Genomic DNA, 19,889 nt, shown 5'->3' on the forward strand with positions numbered 1-19,889 from the left:
CTTACCTTGTATTATATACAATTGACAGAATTTTAACAATATTTATTTTGACATATATTCCATAATTATGGAAATCTCTTAAAACAATTAAAAATGGCTCAAACTTCTCATTTTTACAATATGTCATTGCTCCTTGTACCATGACATTCACACTACAAACACCTTTTTCCTCATACATCAAAAAACAGTTAGCTATCGCTAACTGTTCCACCACTTCACTTTGGCAATACGAATATTGTTTCGTTTGACTTAGAAAATTGATACTCTTTTCTCGCAAACTTTAATATTTCTTCTTCATTATCCGTTAAATTCTCGATGTTAGTCTTTAAAGAACCTTGATCTTTCTTTAAAGAAACTAATTGTTTCTTTTGGTTCGTTATTGTATTTTGTTTGCCATTAATTACTTCTTGTTGTTTCGTCAAAATATATTGAACGTAAAGAGTAGTCGCAGCAATAAAAATGAACATGAAAATAAAACGCCTTAACTTCTTCTTATTTATAGTTCGATTGTCGTTAGGCTGTGATAGTTGCTCTGGTATATTAGGAACATTTACTCTTTTGAGTTTCCTCATTTTCAAATCCCCCTAACCCATATTTTTCCACTACCATAGGCACGATCTCTTATTAACTTAAATTCTATTCTTATAAAATAAGCTCCTTCACAAAAAAATCTCACAAATTAACCAATTAGAGATAGCGTTCGACGACATCTCTGTATTTAAAATGAGAATTTTTATTTATGCTGCTATAAAATAGTAGTTTATGTTATTCTTTTTCCCCAATTGTAGAAAACATTTTTACACATATAAATTCTAGTTTTGCATACCGATGTTATAACATGCTTACAAGGAGGAAAAATGATGCACTACCGCACATTGGGTAAAACTGGAATTACTGTTTCTGAAATTGGCTTTGGAGCGTGGGCGATTGGCGGCGATGAATGGGGTCCTGTTAACGACAAACAATCTATAACCGCTATGAAGAAAGCAATTGAATGCGGCGTAAACTTTATTGATACTGCTGATGTATACGGATTAGGACATAGTGAAAGGTTAGTAACTCAAGCGATAAGAGAGCACCGTAATAATATCGTTTTATCAACGAAAGGTGGTTTAATTGGACATCACTATGATCCAAGTGGAGAGCCTGTTTATAATACTGCCGAAAAAGTGATCGCAGTATTTGAAACTAGCTTACTGCGCCTAGAAACAGATTATATTGATGTTTATTTCTGTCACATTTGGTGGGATAAACAAGAAGAAACAGAAGCATTTTTACGCGCATTTGAAATATTAAAACGGGACGGAAAAGTAAGAGCTGTTGGTGTTTCAACTCACGACCTACAATATATAAAACACTTCAATAAAAACGATGAAATTGATGTTGTGCAACTTGATTACAACATATTAAACCGAAAACCAGAAAACGACATACTGCCCTACCTACAAGAGAACAATTTAGGAGCTGTTATACGCGGACCTTTAAAAATGGGGATATTAACTGGAAAGTTTACAAATAAAACAACTTTTCCTGATGGAGATTTACGCAAAGAATGGCCAAAAGAAAAGTGGTTTCAAGAAGATTTACAAAAAGTAGAAAAATTAAGGTTACTCTCAAATAAAAATCAGACATTAGGACAACTTGCACTTCGCTACGTCCTCTCCCATCCAGCAGTATCGGTCGCAATTCCTGGCGCAAAAACAGAAACACAAGCGAAAGAAAATGCAGATGCAACTACCCGTCCGATCCTTACAGATGAGGAATTAGCGTATATTCAGTCAATATAAAACAAGACCAGCAGTTGGATTTTTCCAACTGCTGGTCTTGTTTTACTTTTAATATTGTAAATCAATATCATATTCCATTCTCTTCGCTGTTTCTTCAGCAACCCGAGCACCTAACAAATTTTTCACAATATGAAATGACATATTAATTCCGGCTGAAATTCCACCAGACGTAATAATATGCCCCTCATCTACAAACTTTACATTTTCTAATACTTCAATATTCGGAAAATCATTTCTAAAACTTTCAATCCTTGCCCAATGTGTTGTCGCTTTGAAGCCATCGAGTAATCCAGCTTTCGCAAGTAAAAGCGCACCGGTACAAACAGAAGTCATTAACTTTACTTCTTTCATTTGCTCGCGGATCCAATTTGTTATTATTTCATTTTTCATTTCGTTTTCTCTAACACCTAACCCACCAGGAATAATTAAAATATCAACTGGAGGCAAGTTTTCGATACTATAGTCCGGTTGTACCTTTAATCCATTTCTCGCTGTAATCATTTCTCCATCTTGACTAACAGTATGAACTGTAAATGGTTGACCTTCACTTGTTGCTGTAACGGAAAAAACTTCAAATGGGCCCGCAAAATCTAACACTTCCACTTCCTTAAAAAGAAAAATCCCTACATTCCAGTGGCTAATCATAAGCTCACTTCCTCTTGCAAATGATGTAATAAGGATTCATGCCCTTTTGCTAAAGCAATATCATATGCGGTTTTCCCATCATTTTTCTTAATCATTTTATTTGCACCATTTTCAAGAAGTAATATAATGATTTCTTCATTTCCTAATAACGCTGCTTCATGAAGTCCTGTCCAGCCACCACTTTGCACAGCATTCACATCTGATCCCTTTTCAATTAAGAAAGCTACAAGCTCGCTTTGTTTGTTCGCAATTGCTGCTTGAAGTGGCGTATTTTCATTTTCGTTTTTTGCTCTAATATGTATTTCTGCTCCCTGTTCTAAAAGGAAACTTGCAATTTTTTTCTGTCCAAAATAAGCAGCTAAGTGAAGCGGTGTCCATCCATCTTCACTAAATGAGTTAACAACACTTGGATCCGTATTAATGATTTCTACTACCTTTTCTTTTTCCCCGCTTATGACTGCTTGTGATATTGATATGATTTGTTCCATAATGAACCTCCATGTATACAAATATTAAGTACCCCTTAATAAATTCCATTAATAATCACATGTTCCTTTCTTAATAATTAAGTTTACATAATAATATTATTTTTATAATTCGTTATCCTAATAAAAAAACAACCCACTCTTGAGTAGATTGTTTTTGAATTTCATTTTTATAATTGTTTTAAAAAATTATCATTTTCACTTGCAACTAATTAACATTAATAAAAATGAAATGAAATTATATATTTAGCAGCCATGAACTCTTAACATATCGAAACCGGCTATTTACTTAAATCAATAGTTTTTTATCATTTGAAAACCAAAATGAATTTTATCCTTACATTTGAAAAATCCATATGTAGCAAGAGTCTATAACGGTACTCTTATCATACTAATCTATAACAATTCTGCCTTCTTCCCTTACCTGTATCCTTTAAAACATAAGACTTTAAAACGAGTGCTGTTAGTGAATCTGTTAATGTTTTATATGATAAATTTGAAAGAGCTAATAGATCGTTCGTATATAACATTCTATGCTTCTCTAATAATAATAGTACTAATCGTTCTGACGGTTTTAATGTTTCATCACTTTCTAGTATAAAATCTATATTTTTCATATTCCCTACTTCTTACTCCTTATATAAAAAATGATTTTAGTAGTTATTTAATATAAAAATACTACATAACAAATTTGAAGATATATCGAAATAACATAACGCCCAAACACTTTTATACTATAACATAAAAAAGATATTTCCCCAAATTGAAAATGCCTTTTTATATCTACTTCTCTTTTTTATATAATTGATATGATTGTTCTAACCCTTTATTATATTTCGTATTATTATCTGTCCATTCTCCCCCTAAATTTCCTGGCCACCCTGATGTATTAGCAACATATTTAAGCAACTCCCAATCCTGCAGTCCTTTTTTCACACCACGCTCATACGATTTGACCATACTTGAAATTGCTATCGTTGTATTTATACGTGAATCCACTAAACTCTCTTCCGATAATTGTGCTGGTGCTAATCCACCACGATGTAATTGGAATAATCCGAAAGATGTTCCGTTATCTCCTATTGCTTTTCGGTTAAATTTTGTTTCATGATCCGCAATTGATAATGGTATCCAATCTGGAATATCATACCTCTTTGCAACTTCACTAATTACTTGTTTATTATTTTTAATCTCTTTATGCTTTTCATAGTTGGTATGAATTACATAACTTAAGGTAAATAACGTAAGTAATATAAATATATATTGTAACGCTTTTTTCATCATTTCATCTCCTGATTTGTGTATGTTTCACTTTCTATATACACTATAAGACTTTTATGTGACATTCATTTGACAAAATGATATTAATTATACATAAGCTGTTACAGTTTTAACTATCAATCTAAAAACTACAATTCTTCTAAAAGACTCCTTCAACACATAAAAACAATCAGCCTTTCATGTATAGTACATGAAAGGCTGATTGTTTTTCACTACACTTTTTTATGTATACAGTATATCCCTGCTATAATAAAACAAATTGAAATTACCGATAAAATTGCACCCTGGATTTCATAAAATGCAGTAAAGAATTTTCCACTTAGTCTATCCCAAATTTCTAATGAACCCGCGTAAATTGCGGAAGTTATATATGTAAGACCGAATAGGAGAACTCCCGAAAGAACATAGGTTACTCCACTATTTTTCATTATTAGTTCACCTCCATTAATTCTATTTGTGAATAAAACAAAAAAGACCTTTATACGTTAAAGATCTTTTTCATCTTATTTTTGTTACAAAAACGCCAGAATCTAAAACAAAAACTTACTTTAGGATAAAACATTTCTATATACAAATTAAATACTACAAGCATCTTCTCGATTAACATTTTTCACATTAAATATCTCTTGCAATATGCGGTTTACTATAATGGCTTGTTCCACCACCGCCTACTATTACTTTACCGCCTTTTTCAAAGATTAATAATTTTCTTGAACCATCAGAAAGTAAAACTACTACTTCCGCATTGTCACTTGTAGCCGTATATATTACATATCCACTTTTCGAAATACAAGTTGCCCAATTTTCATCAAATTCTGATCTTAATACTCGATTAGAATACACTTGATTTTCAATTCTTCCCGGCTGTTCATTTTCCAAATTTTTCTTACCTCCTTCCAAAGTTGTCATTTATATATAAATGACGGTTTCTCAATAAATTAGTGACCGTCCTTAATATAAATAGTATATGTGTTTATTATGAAAAAGCTTGGACAATGAAAACGTAACAGCATTTAAGTATTTTATAATCGAAATTTCTCCTTAATCATTACAGCTACTTCTTTAGCACTCAAATGAGTATTATTAATTTTTATGTACTCTTCTTTTTCGATTTCACCATGAAGAGAGTTTAATCTATGTTTTTTCATCGTTTCTTTTAAATTTTTTTCGGACCATTCAATATCTCTTTTTTTTGGTTTATGTTCTAATCTATGGGGACTTTTATTACGCTCTAATCTTTCACCAATTTCTGCTTCAAGTTCTACAAAATATACTGCTGCACCTTTTGATTCAAAAATGCTTACTACATGGTGTATGTAATCCCAATCCGATTGAAGGTCAAATGCCCATACATATGTAAAAATCATTCCGTATAAATCACTTTGAGACACTTCTTCAAATATTTCATTACGAAACAAACTTACTAATCTTTTTGCTTCTTTTGTACTGTAATCAAAAAATGTACTTACTAGATCAATTGTCATGTGATTATGAAAAAGCTTTAAATCTGTAATTTTTGCTAACTCTTGACCGACTGTCATTTTCCCAACTGCTTGTGGGCCAAATATTAATATGAATTTCATTTGTTTTCCTCCGATTTTTCTCTATAAACAATTACATAAAACATATCCTAAAATTGAAAATAAGGCAGTCGATGTTGTGTCGATTGCCTTATTTTCATGAATAGTTCCTATATTATTCGTTTCGTACAGCTTCAAAAGTAATAATTTGGTCTGCATTTGACGGTTGCTTTTCATAAACATAGTCAGCAGAGCAAGTAATGTCAGTGAAACCTATACTTTCTAAAAGGAGTTTAAACTCTTCTATTCCATACCACCGCATTGCAAAGCGTTGTAGCTCTGTTTGTACTAACTGTCCTTTACTCCATTTTTCATATTTTAAATATGATAGGGTAACTTGGTTCAGCCAATCTATCTCAATTGATTTATTTTCTAATGTAATCCCGTCCCCGCTTGGCAAAGAAAAAGTCGATGTATGAATCTCACCCGTCTTCCAGTCATATGGAAGCGCAAGATCTACAATTAAACGCCCGCCTAGATTAAGATGTTCATAAAAACATTTCAAAGCGTTTATAGAATCATCATGATTTTCAATTAAACAAAAGGATCCAGTAGGAATGATAATTGCCTCATATTTATGTGGCAGTGAAAATTGTTGTAAGCTGTCTTGATATAAATTAGGATTTAAACTTCTTTCTTTACAACGCTTTCGGCAAGAATCTAGCATTTCAGGTGAATAATCTATCCCATCAACTTTAAAACCAGCTTCAAGAAATGGAATAATGACACGCCCCGACCCTACCGCTGCTTCAAGAATTGTTCCTTTACAACTTTTTAAACGTTCTTGATAATATTCAATATCACCATTCAAAGAGTAACCGACAGGTTTTGTGTAATCATAAAGTTCCGTACAAAGCGTACTATAAAAACTAAACATTTATTTTCTCCTCCGTTTTATGTGTACGGAAGATTCTAATTTACTTAATCTTTCCGTACCTCAAATTTTAATGAGAATTCGAAAGAGCTGACTGTCATAATATATCACTCGCTTTCCATAGAATATAATCATATTGTATAATATTCCCTTCAAAATGAACATATAGAAATCAAAATTCAAACTTACACTGAAAGGAAGATATGATGAATTCATTAATTGGATTTCTTTTTCTTCTTATCGCTATTAATGTTCTAATTTTCTTTATAGCAAAAAATTATAAACGAATATGGAAAATAGCCAGTGGTATTTTCATTCTTTCTTCCCCCATTGTTTTCTTTGCCACTATGCACGTAATTGGAGAAAAAGTAGGAGATGGATTAGCTGGAGGTTTTGCCGCTTTTACCTTTAGTGGACTTTTAATCATTAATGCAATTTTTTTATTTGTTATAAGCATTTTTGTATCTACCGATAGAAATTCATAATAAACTCCCCATGTTTGTAGGCATTTATATTTCAAAATTTAAAGAGCTTACTATGTAGTAAGCTCTTTATTAATAACTATTTATTTCACAATCGGCAATGTCACTTCACTCAATTTTACTGTAAGCTTCGTGCCCGCTTTCGGTCTAATTGTATAATCGTAATCACTTGCGATTAAGACGACTCCTATTTGATGTCCTGCTTTAAATACGTAATCATCTGGCTGCATGTCCCATGAAAATGTGTAATCTTTACCAGGTTGAATCGCTGTTGAATTCTCTATACTATTTAAGTTTTGCGGATCCATCCAATCTCTCGTTACGATTTCAGGCTTCGCTCCGCCGTAATCAACGAGTAAAGCTGTTAAATTTGAAACTGATCGATCCATATTTCCTGTTATTGAAATCTTAGGCGTACCACTTATTCGCATATCTTTTTGCAGTACAGGCATTGTATATATTAATCGATTCGCTATTTCTAACTCAGGGTTTTCTACTAGTTGATTTGACTTTATTTTTGCATCATCTACTAACGAGAAAACATTGTTTACTGATCCCATACTTAATGGCAAATTGATTGCTTTATTACTTAAATACATACGGACTTTTGATGGTACAGCCGCTGGATCTGGCCAATTTTTTATTTTTTGCCACGATTTATTTTCACGTTGGACATCTACCATCGGTTCAGCCATAATTCCATTTTCAATTCCATATAACCAATAATCGAACCATTTATTTTGCGTTTGTTGCCAGTTATTACTTGATGTTCCGCCGTGTCCACCTTGATGTAACCACATTTTACGAGGAACATTGTTGTCGCCAAGAGCTTCCCACCACTGTGAAAACTGCTTCGTTTTTACATTCCAATCATTTAGCCCATGAACTACAAATACACTTGCTTTCACATTTTTTACATCTTTTACATAGTTACGTTTATCCCAAAAGTCGTTATAATCGCCTGTTTTACGATCTTGTCCAGCTGTTAATTCTTTAATGACCTGCCCGCAAACTTCAGGATTCTTTCTTGTTAGTACTGCTTCAGCCATATTATCTGTATCTTCTCCTTGATAACCTCCTGGCGCAATTACTGCTCCATTTGCACGATAATAATCATACCAACTACTAATCGCTGCGATTGGAATAATTGTTTTTAACCCTTCAACTCCAGTCGTTGCGACAGCATTCGGTAACGTACCATTATAAGAAACTCCTGTCATTCCTACATTTCCCGAAGACCAATTTGCATTTACTTCCTTACCATCCTCTGTATATGCTTTCGCACGCCCATTTACCCAATCAATGACAGACTTCGTCCCTAGTATTTCTTGCTCATCTCCAGTTGTCGGACATCCATCTGATTTTCCAGTTCCGATACTTTCGCCTAAAATGACTGCATATCCTCTCGGAACATAATAATTACCATACGATCCAAGATTAACTGCCCCATACGGTTTTCCCTCATACGCATACAATTCTTCATCAACATTATAAACAGGAACATCTTTTAAACCAGATCGATATGGACTCATTTCATAAATAACAGGAACTTTCACATCTGGATTTGTCTTTGGACGCATAACCTTTACTGATACACGATCTTTTTTACCATCTCGATCACTATCAACTTCTGTCTCTACAAATAGATTTTCTACAATGGCTTCATCAAGTGAATAGATTGGTTTCGTCATCCCATTTTCCAATTGAATTTTCGTATTTGGAGTTAAAGCTTCTGAAACTTGTCCATTTAACTTAACATCATTCTCTTTTACGAAGCTCCCTTCCTTATTTTCCGCATGTGCAGTTATACTAGAAACCCCTGAAGTAATTGTTAAAGATACTATAGCTGAAAGTGTAATTGCTAATTTCTTTTTCTTCATACCCTTCCCTCCCCATATGTTCCTTCTCTTACTATACATCAAAAATACAGAAAATTCAGTTTATATTTTATAAAAAGTTGAGAAATTTGTAGAACTATCAAATCTTTTTATATAAAAGAAAAGGAACTAATAACAATTAGTTCCTTTCTATATACATATAAAATTGTATTTCCCCATCTACTACCGAAACCCCGTATTCAAATCCATGTCTTTCTAAAATACTTTTTACAATCGCTAGTCCTAATCCAGTACCTGATTTCTCTTTACTACGAGAAGATTCTAATACGTAAAAAGGTTCCCAAATTTTATCAATCTCTTTAACGCCCTCAGCAGCAATACCATTTTGAATTTGAAAATACACAACGTCATTTTTCTCTTCTAATGTGATTTTTATATTTTGATTCGTTGTATATTTTATCGCATTAGAGATTAAATTTTGAAAGACCATTCTCATTTTATTTAAATCAGCATAAACAATCGCGTCACCAGCATTATAGTTCACTTGCAACTTGATTTCTTTCGAATCCAGTTCAATTTTATGCTTATCTATTATACTTTGGACTAGTGGTTCAATAGGGAATTCTTCTTTTTGTAAAATATCTCTTTCTAGTTTAGAAAATCGCAATAACTCTTCAATTAAATTTGAAATTTGATCTGTTTGTTTAATGATTGTATCAACATATGTGCCATCATCTAAACCATCTTTTATTCCCATAGAATATGCTTTTACTAATGCGATTGGTGTTTTTAACTCATGAGTTACATCGCCCATAAATCGTTTTAAATGCTCATTTCGATTTGTTAAATCTTGATGCGCTCCATGCAATTTATCACTCATGATGTTAATACTATTTGCTAAATCACCTATTTCATCATTCGTTTTAACTTTCGTCCGTTTAAATTTCAGACGTGAAATATCTTCTGCGACATCACTCAATTCTTTCAGTGGAGTAGTGATTGTTTTTGAAAGAATCCAAACAAGCACGATAATAAGAAATAGTGAGAATCCCAAAATGTATAAATAAAATGAGTTAAGCGTTTTAATTACTTCATTGGAATGTGCGATAGAAACTCCTACTAAAATCAACATATCATCTTTCGCAATGTATTTCGCAAAAAAACTAGATTTTATCTTTTCTTGATCATATATTTTATTCGATTGTCCGAGGTTCTTCACTTTCGTAATTTCTTCTTTTGTAATCCAAAGTTTATTCAATGCAACTCTCTTTTTTGTAAGTTGCATGCGTAATTCTTCATTAATAGCATCTTCTGAATTATTTATTGATGTATATGCAATCGTAACATTACCTTCATTTTCAATGCGATTTATAGCATCATCCAGTTCTTCACGCGGTATCGACTGTATTTCCGCTGTAATGCCTTCTAAGCTTTCACGTGTTTTGTGCACATTATATTTTGGTAAAAAATAGTTAATTAATAATAAAGAGATGACAAAAATAAGGATGACTGTTAAAGAAATGCTGAAAAATAACTTTTTACCGAGCTTATTCACACTCTTCCTCCAAACTGTATCCTAAACCACGATGTGTCTTTATAATATTTTCTCCTATTTTTTTACGTAATCTTCTTACATGCGTATCAACCGTTCGCTCTTCCCCAAAATAATCAAATCCCCAGACGATATCTAACAACTTTTTCCGTGTTAAAATCGTGCCTTTATGATTTAAAAAGCACTTTATTAATTGTAATTCTGTCTTTGTAATGTCTAATTCTTTCTCATTTTTATATACTTTATTTTTGGTGAAATCTATTTTTAAATCTTGAACTTGAATAACATCTTCATGCTGCACAAGCTTTTTCGCTCGGGTTATTAGCACTCCTGGATGAAATGGTTTTTTTACATACTCATCTGCCCCGCTTTGAAGAGCTACTAATTCATCTTCACTTTCACTTTTCGCAGTAAGCATTAATACTTTCACACTTGAATTCTTTTTTATTTCCTGACAGACAGTAATACCACTATTTTTCGGCATCATCCAATCTAAAATAGCTAAGTCAATTTTCTCATCATAAAATATTTGAAGTGCTTCCTCTCCATCCTTCGCTAATAAAACTTCGAAGCCTTCTTTTTCAAAATACGCTTTTAAAATTTTCAGCATATCTTGTTCATCATCTGCGATTAATACTTTCATTACATTTCCTCCATTACCTATAAACAAATATCAATTTTATCATACAACTTCTTTGTTACATGAATGTGACAGAAAAATATTTACAACATTTGAGGGTATAGTAAGTGTGAGGTGTTGTTTTATGTTCAAAAAAATAGGAGTCATTACTCTGCTTTTCTTTTTATTATCAACAAATGCGTTCGCAAATACAAATAAACAAATTGAAGTATTTGATTGCAAAAAAGAAATGGTAGTCCAAAAACAATCTTTAGATCGGGCCATTCAAAAAGAAGCAGTTCAATTTGCAAAATCAATTACCGGTCCATTCAAAAACTTAAATGTCGTTCCGAAAGATGGACATATGATAAAAATCCCTTTATCTAAACCTGTTTCTATTACAAATCAATGGTTACATACAACAATCGATGAAGTACTCATCCTTCTTCCATTTAATGAAAAACCTTATATTATGCTTTACGACGATGAGAATAATCCGCATTTTTATTATGTAAAAGGTGATCCGAAGGGATTATTGAAACAAATGAATGTTAAGATGTAATTGCTTAAGAAAGGTTCCGTACATGAGTATGGGACCTTTCTACAATCTTATAAAGTGACTTGAACCTTTATAAGATTCTCCTTTTACAAATTCATTTGCGCAATAAAACTCATCACCTTGCTTCGTATCCGTATGTAGAACCACAACGTGAAAATACTTTTCCGCATGTCTTAATAGTTGCTTTAATAACAACTTCCCTAATCCGATGCGCCGATAATCCTTTGAAATATAAAACCTTCTTAATCGGCCAATCTTTAAACCTTTCGTATTTGGATCTTGATTTAATCCTCCAATACTAATTAACTTATCCTCTCGAAAAATTCCATATAAACATTCGCCTGTTTTACTAAATGTATTTCTTTTACTTTCATATTCATTTATTAATTTTATTAGGAAGTTAAATCCTTCTTCTGTACTTTCTTCGACAAGATGATTGATCTCATATTTAAACAAATCTTCAATCTGCTTAATTTGTATATCTTCCAGCTTTATCCCCCACTTTCTCTATTCAAATGTATCTTTTTGAAAAATAAAAATGCCCAAGAATATATCATCCTGAGCATTCATTTGTCTGTTCACTTATTCAATTTGTAGTGTAAGAATTCTTCAATTCAGGTAATATTCCCTTCAATTCCATTAAATCATTAATTACTAAATCAGCATGAGCAAGTTCCTCTTCTTGTGCAAAATCAAAATTACATCCAATCGCAATCAAGCCATTATCTTTAGCTGCATTTATATCAGATAAACGATCTCCAACTACCGCTGCCTCTTTTATATCGTATTTTTTCAAAATACTTTTTACTAAGTCACTTTTATTAAGCGACTGAATTTGTTCGATACTAAACGTTTCAGTAACCCATTGCTCTAAATCATAATAAGAGACGATTGCCTGTAAATATTCCGTTAAACCGTTACTAGCTATGTAAATTGAGCAATCATTTTCTTTTAAATAATTGAAAACCTCTTTTACATTCGGATATAAAGCACCTTTCCCACTCTTTATGTTTTCAATTAATCTTTCTAAGAAATATGCATCCGTTTGTTCTCTTACTTCATTAGAATGGTTCGGCAATAAAGCTTCCCAAACTTTTGGTAAAGGTACACCCATAATTTCACGGTATTTATCAATTGGTGTTACTGCATTCCATAATTGTAGTGACCGTAAATGATCAAATGTATCATCTAGTGATAACTCTAAAATTTTGTCTGTTTGAAATAAAGTCCCATCCATATCGAAAATTAGTGCTTGCAACATTTTATTCTCTCCCATTCTTTACTTATAAACTACAATACAATTTTACTCGAAATATGTTTAAGCATCTCAACAATAATTTCTGAACAATAATTCGCTGCGGTTTTCGCGAAATCATCATATGAAACTTGCGCCTCATCATCTGCACTATCAGAAATGCATCTCAAAACTAGAAATGGTATGTCATTTATATAAGCAACATGTCCAATTGCCGCTCCTTCCATTTCTGTACAATGAGGTGCATATTCAGTGACTAATTGCGCCTTTAATTTTGAATCCTCGACGAAGCATTCTCCGCTGACGATTCTTCCTTCATGAACAGTAATATTTAAACTACTACTATTAACAGCTTTTCGGGCTAAATCTCTTAATTCCTCGCTTGCATGAAACTCTTCTTGAAACGGAAATAGATTCTTCATTTGATTTTTATTAACATCATGATGCGTAACATTTGTAGAAATAACTAGATCGCCAACTTTCACATCCGGATGTAATCCACCCGCAACACCTGTATTAATGATAGAGTCTACATCAAACTTACTAATTAATATTTGTGTACATGCAGCTGCATTTACTTTCCCTACACCACAGCGAGTAATTATAATCTCTGTACCCATGAACTCTCCCTTATAGAAAGGCATGTTGGCAACTGTATGTTCCTCTTTTATATGTAGTTTTTCTAAAAGTAAGTCTATTTCTATTTGCATTGCTCCGATAATACCGATTCTGTTCATAATGTATTCCCCTTTATCTATTTGTGCGCCCCCTACATAAGCTCCAAATATTCATCAACATCTTTATTTATTTGTATAAAAGCTTTATTCCAAAACTCATAATTTGTTAAATCAATTTCAAAATGTATCTCCATAAGTTCTTCAACTGGGGCTTTCCCCGTTTCTCGCAAAAATTCTTTATACCTCAAATAAAATTCACTTTTATTTTCTTTCGCTAATTCTAGTAAACTAAAACTTACTAAATAACCAAATGTGTATGGATAATTATAGAAAGGAACATCTGCTATATAAAACTGAACGTATTTCATCCAAACAAACGGCTGATATTCTGTTAGTGCATTTCCATATGCCTTTTCTTGCACGGCTATAGATAATTTCTCAATTTCATCAGCACTTATAGGACCTTCTTTACTTTTTTCATAAAAACTCTTTTCGAACTGAAACGATGCACGAATCGCCATAACATAATTAAAGCTATTTCTAATTTTCCAGCTAAGCAATGACTTTTTCATTTCTGTACATTCTGCTGTTTTTATTAAGTGATCTACAAGTACCATTTCAAAGAAAATAGACGCTGATTCAGCTGTACTCATTGGCAGATAATCATCTAAAAATGAAGTGGATTGTTCAAAACTCATAACATAAAAATGCCAAGCATGTCCTAATTCATGAGCAAGTACTCTTACACTATCAATCCTCCCATCATAACGCATTGAAATACGGGATTCTTTTTCACTGAAAAAAGGAGCACAAAATCCCCCCGGCGGTTTATTATCTCTCGGTTCAGCATCGACCCAGCCATTCGCTATCGCATTCCGCGCGAACTTTTCCAATTCTTCATCTATATTTTCAAATGCATCATATATGTTTTGTACTCCTACTGAAAAAGGAAAAACATTCACATTACTTTCTTTTAATGTCATAAGTTCATGCCATGTAATCGAATTCTTTTCCTTTTTAAAAGCGTTTAAAGCACTTACTAGCTTATCAAGTTTAGATTCAGTTGCATCCCACATTTGTGATAATACAGTTTCAGAAATGCCATTCATTTGAAGGGATTGAGTTAAAACTTCTCTCCTTTCTAATTCATTACTCCGCGTATTACGTAACCTTCCTATTTGGTTCAATACAGTAGCAAAGATTTCTTTTTCCTTATTCAAAGTATTTGTAAGAGAATCGAACACTTTTAATCTTTCATTATGATCATCACTATTCATCGCAACATAATTCGCTTGTCCAAAAGATAAGGTCTCTTTATCGTGTATTACTTCTATCTTATTCCGTAATTGTATGTACATATCTTCCCAAGCTTTTAATTCATCTTCTATTAGCTTAATACTTGAATTATTACCATTAATATTTTGTTCCTTACTAGATTCTATTAATAGTTGAACTTCTTTCTTCAATTGGTTTATTATTACACCTTGTAAATTATTTTCGGGTGGTGGATCATCTTCAGTAGCGCGGCAATATAAGTAATACTCTGCTTTTTCGATAGCCTGTATAAGTTGTGAAAGGATTACTGAGTCTTTTGTTGCTTTATATTCAATTTTTAATCTTTCTATCGTTTCTATAGAAAACGTGAAGTTTTGTTCTTGAGGATATAGCCTGTCCAAATCCCATTGAGATTGAGATTGGGCTTGTATTATTTTATTCATTTTGCACCCTCCTTTTTTACAAATAGTTACAAAAATCTACTCTTTTCACTATTATATATGAACTATCAAATTTTTAACATCTTGAAATATTCAAACTTATATGAATGTAATTTGATATTTCATTTTCTATTTCTTCCTATTTAAATAAGTTGTAAGTATTACTACTTATTCTAGGGAATTTCTAGGTTCGTATAGACTACACTGTTTATTTACTCTTTCTTTTGTTTGAAGTTTATAACTTTCACTCCACTTGGATTAATGTTATAAGTAATTGTTACAACATGATTTGGTGGGTTATGGGCGTTTGTATAAGTTCGATACTTTGCAACGACAATGAAGTTAAAAGTGTATTTTGGGGATCGGTCAATTTTTATAACCTTCGCATCAGTTAAACTATACTGATGCGAAGGTCCAAGTTTGCTTTGAATCGTTCGACTTGCATACGGAGCCAATAAAGTGTTATAGGAATCATAAAAATCTTTATCAGATATGTTAGCTGCGTTTCCTTCTTTCGGAGATGCAAATATGACCATTATTAAAATCCCGTAAATTATTAGGGATAGTTTACTCTTTAGCATGAGATTCACTCCAGGCTTATTAGATGATAAACTTTAGGATGCTCTAAAAAATAATGACTATTCTCTTTATGTTATTCTTAGCTTATTAAGCATCAAATAAATCAGAGCTTTTACTTGCGAGTCAATATTTTTAATAACATTTATGCTAGCTCGAATAACTGGAACTGATTTTTAACTATATTTCAAACAAATTGAAAAAAATACCACCCTAACGATCTAAAGATGCTGGCTTTTACTGAGTATATATAGAATTTAAACATAGTAGAAAGTGAGAGAATAACTTATGACAACTCATATTGTACAATCAACCGACTATAATCAAGCATCTGATGCATTACGACGCGGAATTGCTGTAATGCTACAGCGGGTTTGGCCAGATTCCGATTCCCTGCCTGAGGGGAAAATTCCTGAAACACATCTTAAAGAATTTAATGTACACTCATTTTATTCCTATATAGATGAAAAGCTAGTCAGCTATGCAGGTGTAGTGCGCAAAACTATCCATCATAAGGGACAACCATTTAATATAGCCGGACTGAGTTGTGTAGCGATTGATCCAGATTATCATGGTCAAGGTTTAGGTTTACATACAGTTACTGCCGCTACCGAATGGATTGAAAAACAAAGCGATATAGATTTCGGTATATTTACATGTAAACCGTCTTTAGCTCCCTTTTATAATCGTGCTGGCTCTTGGCCTGTTATACAAGATGTAGTACTTATTGGTAGAGAAGATGAAAATGCTTTATCTAGTGCATCCTTAGAAGTTGCTGTTTTAATGCGTTTGTTTTCAAAGAAAGCGAAATCCCATAAATCAATATTGCGCCATACCACTATTAATCTTGATTTTCCAGTTGCTCAGTTTCTATAATACAGATAAACAAAAGCCAATTTCCCTACGATAAGGACATTGGCTTTTTCTTTTTTATTTTGCTTCACATACGAAATTCGTATTTTGTGATTCCTTCCCATACAGTACCATTAATGCGTGGGAACCTCTTTTAATTAATAATCTGAGAAAACATATTACTGAAACCCTGTTTTAATCCATTTTATTTTCAGCTGATATTTTATAATATTTAGCAGATAATTTATAGGAACGATTCTCATAATAATAATCCCCAAATTTAAAAGCTAATTCAGCAACCAAGCTATATTGCTGTTTTTCTATCCCCATCTCAATTGCTTGTTTCATATTCTTCTCATATCCATTATAATCTGCCCATATTTTATACTTTTCTGCTTTAAACCCATAAAGTTGAACATGTGCATAAGGTACATCGAAAATTGATAAAATTTCAAATGCCTCATCTATAAATTTAGTTACTTTTTTCCAATCTTTTAATTCCATATAAATCTCTATTAAATTCCGGATTGTATATACTTTATCTGCTTTGTTTGGTAAATACTCACAAAGAATCAAGTTTTCTTCGTAACATTTTATTGCATTTTTATAATCTTTTAATGCTTGATAAATTTTTCCGTAATTATATTTTACATAACATAAGTTTAATGAATCATTTTCCACCTTTGATTCATTTTCTACTCGTTTCAAAGTTTCAAATGCTTGTTCATACTGTTTATCTTTGTTATATTGCATCACAAGAAGTATTAACGCATAAATTTTATGTTGCTCTATATTAAACTTTTTATACAATTCATATGCTTTTTTTGCGTATATGCGACTAACACTTAGGTCTTTATTAAGATGCTGACTTACCATACTTATATTGTAATACGTATCCGCATGCAACTCGGTCTCTTCTGGTTCCAGCATATTTTCTATCTTTTTGTAAACTCCATATGCTGTGAAATATTCCCCTTTATTAGAAAAATAAAGACCTCGAGCTCTTAAGTAATAAATATAATCCTCATTATCTTGTATTTCGACCTGACTTGGTATCATTTGCAAAGCTTGATCTACTAACGGCTTCACATATAATAAGTTTTTTTGTCGGGCATGATAGTATATAAGTACACCATATACCTTTAGTAATAAAGGTATTGAATCCACTTCACGAACATATAATTCTAACAAAGATAAATCAGCTTCAGTAATACTTTGATCTTTTTTATATTTATTACATATTTCAAGAATAGTAAGCTTTATCTCCTCGTGATTACCTTCTATGAGATAATCGCCATCAACACCCAGCTTCTTAGAAACTTGTTTTAAAAAAGAAGATGATGGTTTTATTTTCCCACTCTCAATTCTACTTAAATAGGTTACTGAGCATATTTCTGATACGAGCTCCCCCTGTGTTAATCCTTTATGCATACGAACTTGCCGAATACGTTCCCCAATTTCCATCTCTCTACTCTCCCTATTTAACCATTTCATGCTTTTTACTAATTAAGTCATTATGTATTTCTTAATCTTTCATACTATATAAAATGGGCATTCTCACATATGTAAAAAAATGTATCGATTATTTAAATTGTACATTCATACTTTGATTATTTCTATACTTCTTGTTAAATTAAATGGTAAAAAACCGGTTTTTCCGGCTATTTTTTTCATACAATTTTACTACTTGTTATTAACAAAGACAGCGCCATATACTTGAATTACGATAAACTTAATAAAAAGGATTTAACTAAATGTAAACTATCATTCTTAATTTAGATAGCATGTTTGCTTAAGCTTGCCTAGTACATAGAAGGCACCGATTGTAAACCAAAAATAAATTAAATGAACTTAATAGACGAATTATAAATACCATATCCTATAAGTTAGTTTATCGAATAATTTACAAAAAAAGAAAGGATGATAACCATGATTGTAAGACTTAAAAATGAATCAGCACGAAAAATAGTAAGATATGTTGGAGGAGCCGTTTTACTTTTAATAATAGCTTCTTTCCTTTATCAGTGGAAAAATGACTTAGTAATTGATCATACTGAAAGAATCAGCTTTGCACTCGCCGTCACTACTTTCCTATCTACCTTCATACCTTTTAAAGAGAAAGTTAATAAATAATTACATATTTTTCATTCGCATAAAACATTTATATTAGAATTAAAAAAGGATTGATCAAAAGATCAATCCTTTACTCTACTTCATTTAAGAAGAACAATGTTAACGCACCTGGTCCTGTATGCGCTCCGATTGCAGCTCCAATTGTATTTACGATAAATACTTCGCAGCCGAATCTTTCAGTAATTAATGCTTTTAATGCTTCGGCCGTTTCTAAGTCATCACCGTGAGTCATACCGATTGTTTGACCTTTAAGGTCTTTTCCGCGCTCTTCCATAATATCAACAATTCGGCTTAATACTTTCTTTTTCCCTCTTACCTTTTCAAGTGGTACAAGTTTTCCTTCATCCACATTTAAAATTGGCTTAATGTTTAATAAACCGCCGATGAAACCGGCTACTTTACTTAAACGTCCACCTCTAACAAGGTACTGTAAGTCAGCTACAGTGAAGATATGTTCCATATGCTCCATTAGAAAAGCGACACGGTTTAAGATTTCTTCTTTTGACGCGCCCTCTTTTGCCATTTTGGCAGCTTCTAATACGACAATACCTTGACCGAGTGAGGCACATTTTGTATCGATAATTTCTAAATCTAAATCAGTGTATGTTTCTTTCACTTCTTTTTTAATGAGAACTGACGATTGATATGTACCAGACAATTCAGATGAAAAGGCTAAATATATACAAGGGTTACCTTCTTTTGCATAGGAAACAAATTTTTCTTGGAATGTTTCAAGTGAAGGCAATGACGTTTTATAAACTGCGCCTTCTCTCATTTTTTGCAATAAAGTAACTGATTTTAATGTAACCCCATCTAAATACTCTGTTTCTGCTTCATCATATACACGGAGTGGAATTAAATCTATATCATATGCTTGCAGCAATTCTACCGGTAAATCCGCCGCACTATCCGTAATGATTTTAACACTCATTTTTAAACCTCTATTCTGTTATAAATATATAAAAAAATAAAATAAAAA

At 32.2% G+C, this 19,889-nt stretch carries 25 protein-coding genes; 5 read left to right on the forward strand and 20 right to left on the reverse strand.

Features of this window, described 5'->3' with window-relative positions:
• Window position 1: 1 nt before the first annotated feature.
• Both MHI07_RS13225 and MHI07_RS13230 read right to left on the reverse strand, forming a co-directional pair.
• Window positions 2–277 (reverse strand): hypothetical protein, encoded by a 276-nt coding sequence (locus tag MHI07_RS13225; RefSeq protein WP_071151333.1) that lies wholly within the window; start codon window positions 275–277, stop codon window positions 2–4.
• Window positions 216–572 carry an FtsB family cell division protein gene (locus tag MHI07_RS13230; protein ID WP_215556970.1) on the reverse strand — a complete coding sequence of 119 codons (357 nt, stop codon included), beginning with the start codon at window positions 570–572 and terminating at the stop codon, window positions 216–218. Before MHI07_RS13230 ends, MHI07_RS13225 begins: the two co-directional genes overlap by 62 nt.
• Window positions 573–860: 288 nt before the next feature.
• Here MHI07_RS13230 and MHI07_RS13235 point away from each other — a divergent pair, with 288 nt between their 5' ends.
• Window positions 861–1,787 carry an aldo/keto reductase gene (locus MHI07_RS13235; protein ID WP_088078724.1) on the forward strand — a complete coding sequence of 309 codons (927 nt, stop codon included), beginning with the start codon at window positions 861–863 and terminating at the stop codon, window positions 1,785–1,787.
• A gap of 48 nt (window positions 1,788–1,835) precedes the next feature.
• Here MHI07_RS13235 and MHI07_RS13240 read toward each other — a convergent pair whose 3' ends face one another.
• The 8 genes from MHI07_RS13240 to MHI07_RS13275 form a co-directional block, all read right to left on the reverse strand.
• On the reverse strand, window positions 1,836–2,432 hold the full coding sequence (locus MHI07_RS13240; RefSeq protein ID WP_215578753.1) for a DJ-1/PfpI family protein: 597 nt from the start codon (window positions 2,430–2,432) through the stop codon (window positions 1,836–1,838).
• Window positions 2,429–2,920: an ankyrin repeat domain-containing protein gene (locus MHI07_RS13245; RefSeq protein WP_215578754.1), complete on the reverse strand. Its 492-nt coding sequence runs from the start codon at window positions 2,918–2,920 to the stop codon at window positions 2,429–2,431. Before MHI07_RS13245 ends, MHI07_RS13240 begins: the two co-directional genes overlap by 4 nt.
• Before the next feature lie 383 nt (window positions 2,921–3,303).
• On the reverse strand, window positions 3,304–3,534 hold the full coding sequence (locus MHI07_RS13250) for a hypothetical protein (protein WP_000789035.1): 231 nt from the start codon (window positions 3,532–3,534) through the stop codon (window positions 3,304–3,306).
• A gap of 166 nt (window positions 3,535–3,700) precedes the next feature.
• Window positions 3,701–4,201, reverse strand: coding sequence for a hypothetical protein (locus tag MHI07_RS13255; RefSeq protein ID WP_002110354.1), 501 nt, complete (start codon window positions 4,199–4,201; stop codon window positions 3,701–3,703).
• 209 nt (window positions 4,202–4,410) lie between these two features.
• The gene (locus MHI07_RS13260) at window positions 4,411–4,626 is read right to left on the reverse strand and encodes a hypothetical protein (RefSeq protein ID WP_340824274.1); all 216 of its coding nucleotides are present in this window, start codon (window positions 4,624–4,626) and stop codon (window positions 4,411–4,413) included.
• A gap of 187 nt (window positions 4,627–4,813) precedes the next feature.
• Entirely contained in the window at window positions 4,814–5,077 is a 264-nt protein-coding gene (locus tag MHI07_RS13265) for a hypothetical protein (RefSeq protein WP_002110358.1), read from the reverse strand.
• A gap of 143 nt (window positions 5,078–5,220) precedes the next feature.
• Window positions 5,221–5,781 (reverse strand): AAA family ATPase, encoded by a 561-nt coding sequence (locus MHI07_RS13270; RefSeq protein ID WP_215578756.1) that lies wholly within the window; start codon window positions 5,779–5,781, stop codon window positions 5,221–5,223.
• A 112-nt stretch (window positions 5,782–5,893) separates the two neighbouring features.
• Entirely contained in the window at window positions 5,894–6,655 is a 762-nt protein-coding gene (locus MHI07_RS13275; protein ID WP_215578758.1) for a class I SAM-dependent methyltransferase, read from the reverse strand.
• A gap of 203 nt (window positions 6,656–6,858) precedes the next feature.
• On the opposite strand from MHI07_RS13275, the gene MHI07_RS13280 reads away from it, so the two are divergent.
• Entirely contained in the window at window positions 6,859–7,137 is a 279-nt protein-coding gene (locus MHI07_RS13280; RefSeq protein WP_215582093.1) for a hypothetical protein, read from the forward strand.
• A gap of 80 nt (window positions 7,138–7,217) precedes the next feature.
• Here MHI07_RS13280 and MHI07_RS13285 read toward each other — a convergent pair whose 3' ends face one another.
• The 3 genes from MHI07_RS13285 to MHI07_RS13295 form a co-directional block, all read right to left on the reverse strand.
• Window positions 7,218–9,014, reverse strand: coding sequence for a Xaa-Pro dipeptidyl-peptidase (locus tag MHI07_RS13285; protein WP_340824281.1), 1,797 nt, complete (start codon window positions 9,012–9,014; stop codon window positions 7,218–7,220).
• A 136-nt stretch (window positions 9,015–9,150) separates the two neighbouring features.
• Window positions 9,151–10,527, reverse strand: coding sequence for a sensor histidine kinase (locus MHI07_RS13290; RefSeq protein WP_215578762.1), 1,377 nt, complete (start codon window positions 10,525–10,527; stop codon window positions 9,151–9,153).
• Window positions 10,520–11,167: a response regulator transcription factor gene (locus tag MHI07_RS13295; RefSeq protein ID WP_016105117.1), complete on the reverse strand. Its 648-nt coding sequence runs from the start codon at window positions 11,165–11,167 to the stop codon at window positions 10,520–10,522. Before MHI07_RS13295 ends, MHI07_RS13290 begins: the two co-directional genes overlap by 8 nt.
• Window positions 11,168–11,288: 121 nt before the next feature.
• Between MHI07_RS13295 and MHI07_RS13300 the strand changes: the two genes are divergently transcribed.
• Window positions 11,289–11,705 carry a hypothetical protein gene (locus MHI07_RS13300; protein ID WP_215578764.1) on the forward strand — a complete coding sequence of 139 codons (417 nt, stop codon included), beginning with the start codon at window positions 11,289–11,291 and terminating at the stop codon, window positions 11,703–11,705.
• Between the two features lie 39 nt (window positions 11,706–11,744).
• Here MHI07_RS13300 and MHI07_RS13305 read toward each other — a convergent pair whose 3' ends face one another.
• The 5 genes from MHI07_RS13305 to MHI07_RS13325 form a co-directional block, all read right to left on the reverse strand.
• Window positions 11,745–12,158 (reverse strand): GNAT family N-acetyltransferase, encoded by a 414-nt coding sequence (locus tag MHI07_RS13305; RefSeq protein WP_340824287.1) that lies wholly within the window; start codon window positions 12,156–12,158, stop codon window positions 11,745–11,747.
• A gap of 130 nt (window positions 12,159–12,288) precedes the next feature.
• Window positions 12,289–12,963, reverse strand: a complete 675-nt coding sequence (locus tag MHI07_RS13310) for an HAD hydrolase-like protein (protein WP_215597790.1) — start codon at window positions 12,961–12,963, stop codon at window positions 12,289–12,291.
• Window positions 12,964–12,992: 29 nt separating this feature from the next.
• Window positions 12,993–13,694 carry a 5'-methylthioadenosine/adenosylhomocysteine nucleosidase gene (locus tag MHI07_RS13315; RefSeq protein WP_215578770.1) on the reverse strand — a complete coding sequence of 234 codons (702 nt, stop codon included), beginning with the start codon at window positions 13,692–13,694 and terminating at the stop codon, window positions 12,993–12,995.
• Between the two features lie 32 nt (window positions 13,695–13,726).
• Entirely contained in the window at window positions 13,727–15,352 is a 1,626-nt protein-coding gene (locus tag MHI07_RS13320; RefSeq protein WP_215578772.1) for a M3 family metallopeptidase, read from the reverse strand.
• Window positions 15,353–15,561: 209 nt separating this feature from the next.
• A complete protein-coding gene (locus MHI07_RS13325) occupies window positions 15,562–15,930 on the reverse strand; it encodes a DUF3888 domain-containing protein (protein WP_002110384.1) in 369 nt (122 codons plus the stop codon).
• A 283-nt stretch (window positions 15,931–16,213) separates the two neighbouring features.
• On the opposite strand from MHI07_RS13325, the gene MHI07_RS13330 reads away from it, so the two are divergent.
• On the forward strand, window positions 16,214–16,801 hold the full coding sequence (locus MHI07_RS13330; protein WP_340824296.1) for a GNAT family N-acetyltransferase: 588 nt from the start codon (window positions 16,214–16,216) through the stop codon (window positions 16,799–16,801).
• 171 nt (window positions 16,802–16,972) lie between these two features.
• Here MHI07_RS13330 and MHI07_RS13335 read toward each other — a convergent pair whose 3' ends face one another.
• Entirely contained in the window at window positions 16,973–18,241 is a 1,269-nt protein-coding gene (locus MHI07_RS13335; protein ID WP_215582095.1) for a helix-turn-helix domain-containing protein, read from the reverse strand.
• A gap of 465 nt (window positions 18,242–18,706) precedes the next feature.
• Here MHI07_RS13335 and MHI07_RS13340 point away from each other — a divergent pair, with 465 nt between their 5' ends.
• The gene (locus tag MHI07_RS13340; RefSeq protein ID WP_070146611.1) at window positions 18,707–18,910 is read left to right on the forward strand and encodes a hypothetical protein; all 204 of its coding nucleotides are present in this window, start codon (window positions 18,707–18,709) and stop codon (window positions 18,908–18,910) included.
• Window positions 18,911–18,980: 70 nt separating this feature from the next.
• Here MHI07_RS13340 and MHI07_RS13345 read toward each other — a convergent pair whose 3' ends face one another.
• Complete coding sequence (locus MHI07_RS13345; RefSeq protein ID WP_070146613.1) at window positions 18,981–19,841, reverse strand: DegV family protein; 861 nt, start codon at window positions 19,839–19,841, stop codon at window positions 18,981–18,983.
• Between the last annotated feature and the right edge of the window lie 48 nt (window positions 19,842–19,889).

This window comes from Bacillus sp. FSL H8-0545 (assembly GCF_038006105.1).
GTDB lineage: Bacteria > Bacillota > Bacilli > Bacillales > Bacillaceae_G > Bacillus_A > Bacillus_A cereus_U.

What these genes read in the sequence shown, in the direction of transcription:
- MHI07_RS13310 (WP_215597790.1), bottom strand. Translation starts at nt 12,963, where the DNA reads ATGTTGCAAGCACTAATTTTCGATATGGATGGGACTTTATTTCAAACA.
- MHI07_RS13340 (WP_070146611.1), top strand. Translation starts at nt 18,707, where the DNA reads ATGATTGTAAGACTTAAAAATGAATCAGCACGAAAAATAGTAAGATAT.
- MHI07_RS13325 (WP_002110384.1), bottom strand. Translation starts at nt 15,930, where the DNA reads ATGCTAAAGAGTAAACTATCCCTAATAATTTACGGGATTTTAATAATG.
- MHI07_RS13270 (WP_215578756.1), bottom strand. Translation starts at nt 5,781, where the DNA reads ATGAAATTCATATTAATATTTGGCCCACAAGCAGTTGGGAAAATGACA.
- MHI07_RS13275 (WP_215578758.1), bottom strand. Translation starts at nt 6,655, where the DNA reads ATGTTTAGTTTTTATAGTACGCTTTGTACGGAACTTTATGATTACACA.
- MHI07_RS13320 (WP_215578772.1), bottom strand. Translation starts at nt 15,352, where the DNA reads ATGAATAAAATAATACAAGCCCAATCTCAATCTCAATGGGATTTGGAC.
- MHI07_RS13345 (WP_070146613.1), bottom strand. Translation starts at nt 19,841, where the DNA reads ATGAGTGTTAAAATCATTACGGATAGTGCGGCGGATTTACCGGTAGAA.
- MHI07_RS13260 (WP_340824274.1), bottom strand. Translation starts at nt 4,626, where the DNA reads ATGAAAAATAGTGGAGTAACCTATGTTCTTTCGGGAGTTCTCCTATTC.
- MHI07_RS13285 (WP_340824281.1), bottom strand. Translation starts at nt 9,014, where the DNA reads ATGAAGAAAAAGAAATTAGCAATTACACTTTCAGCTATAGTATCTTTA.
- MHI07_RS13330 (WP_340824296.1), top strand. Translation starts at nt 16,214, where the DNA reads ATGACAACTCATATTGTACAATCAACCGACTATAATCAAGCATCTGAT.
- MHI07_RS13235 (WP_088078724.1), top strand. Translation starts at nt 861, where the DNA reads ATGCACTACCGCACATTGGGTAAAACTGGAATTACTGTTTCTGAAATT.
- MHI07_RS13280 (WP_215582093.1), top strand. Translation starts at nt 6,859, where the DNA reads ATGAATTCATTAATTGGATTTCTTTTTCTTCTTATCGCTATTAATGTT.
- MHI07_RS13230 (WP_215556970.1), bottom strand. Translation starts at nt 572, where the DNA reads ATGAGGAAACTCAAAAGAGTAAATGTTCCTAATATACCAGAGCAACTA.
- MHI07_RS13295 (WP_016105117.1), bottom strand. Translation starts at nt 11,167, where the DNA reads ATGAAAGTATTAATCGCAGATGATGAACAAGATATGCTGAAAATTTTA.
- MHI07_RS13335 (WP_215582095.1), bottom strand. Translation starts at nt 18,241, where the DNA reads ATGGAAATTGGGGAACGTATTCGGCAAGTTCGTATGCATAAAGGATTA.
- MHI07_RS13300 (WP_215578764.1), top strand. Translation starts at nt 11,289, where the DNA reads ATGTTCAAAAAAATAGGAGTCATTACTCTGCTTTTCTTTTTATTATCA.
- MHI07_RS13240 (WP_215578753.1), bottom strand. Translation starts at nt 2,432, where the DNA reads ATGATTAGCCACTGGAATGTAGGGATTTTTCTTTTTAAGGAAGTGGAA.
- MHI07_RS13250 (WP_000789035.1), bottom strand. Translation starts at nt 3,534, where the DNA reads ATGAAAAATATAGATTTTATACTAGAAAGTGATGAAACATTAAAACCG.
- MHI07_RS13245 (WP_215578754.1), bottom strand. Translation starts at nt 2,920, where the DNA reads ATGGAACAAATCATATCAATATCACAAGCAGTCATAAGCGGGGAAAAA.
- MHI07_RS13315 (WP_215578770.1), bottom strand. Translation starts at nt 13,694, where the DNA reads ATGAACAGAATCGGTATTATCGGAGCAATGCAAATAGAAATAGACTTA.
- MHI07_RS13255 (WP_002110354.1), bottom strand. Translation starts at nt 4,201, where the DNA reads ATGATGAAAAAAGCGTTACAATATATATTTATATTACTTACGTTATTT.